The 1,006-nt window shown below is 42.6% G+C and carries 1 protein-coding gene; it reads right to left on the bottom strand.

All coding sequences use genetic code 11. The annotated features are described in order from the left end of the window. Window positions 1-1,006 (bottom strand): efflux RND transporter permease subunit (locus AACP56_RS17870; RefSeq protein WP_339340030.1); only part of this gene is annotated, 1,006 nt, incomplete at both ends.

A 1,006-nucleotide genomic window follows, 5' to 3' on the forward strand; every position in this document is an offset into this window, starting at 1 on the left:
TATAATGCTTACCGCTTCCTTCATTTTATCAATAAGTTCATCCTTGTTATCAGCGGACACCCATTCGTCTTGGGGTTTTAGAATAACAAATACATCAGCAAAATCCATCGGCATCGGGTCCGTGGGCACTTCGGCCACACCGATACGGCTTACAATTTTTTCAACTTCCGGAAATTCGGCCTTTATAATACGCTCTACTTTAGTAGTGGTCTCAATTGTTTCGCTAAGTGAGCTTCCGGGTTTAAGTATCGTGTGAAATGCAATATCGCCTTCATCCAGTTGGGGAATGAATTCGCCACCCATTCTTGTAAACATAAAAACGGTAAGGGCAAATATGGCGACGGCAATTCCAACAATCCATTTCCCTTTGTTTAAGGTCTTAACCAAAAGTGGTTCATACTTCCGCTGTACCCAATGCACGAAACGGTCACCCCAAGATTTTTTTTCCGTCTTGGGTGGTTTTAGGAATAGGGCAGACATCATCGGAACATAGGTCAGGCAAAGAAACATAGCACCTATCATTGCAAATATGAATGTCAGCGCCATTGGTTTAAACATTTTGCCCTCAATACCTTCCAACGCCAGTATGGGCAAGAACACAATAAGGATTATCAGTTGCCCGAAGAAGGCAGCGTTCATCATCTTTTTTGATGCGTTTGCAGCTATCTCATCACGTTTTTCCTTGTTTAAAGACTTCTTTTTTAGGATGTAGCTTCCCATTAAGAATACGCTGGCTTCCACGATAATCACCGCCCCATCCACGATGATACCAAAATCGATAGCACCTAAGCTCATAAGGTTTGCCCATACGTCAAAAACGTTCATAAGAATAAAAGCGAACAATAGCGATAAAGGGATAGTCGAAGCCACAATAAGACCGCCACGCCAGTTTCCTAAAAGGAAAACGAGTACGAAAATCACGATGAGCGCACCTTCGAGTAGATTGTTACGCACCGTGCCAGTTGTTTCACTTATAAGCTTGCTTCTATCCAATAAGGGCTGAATA

The organism is Croceitalea sp. MTPC6 (assembly GCF_036985525.1).
GTDB lineage: Bacteria > Bacteroidota > Bacteroidia > Flavobacteriales > Flavobacteriaceae > Croceitalea.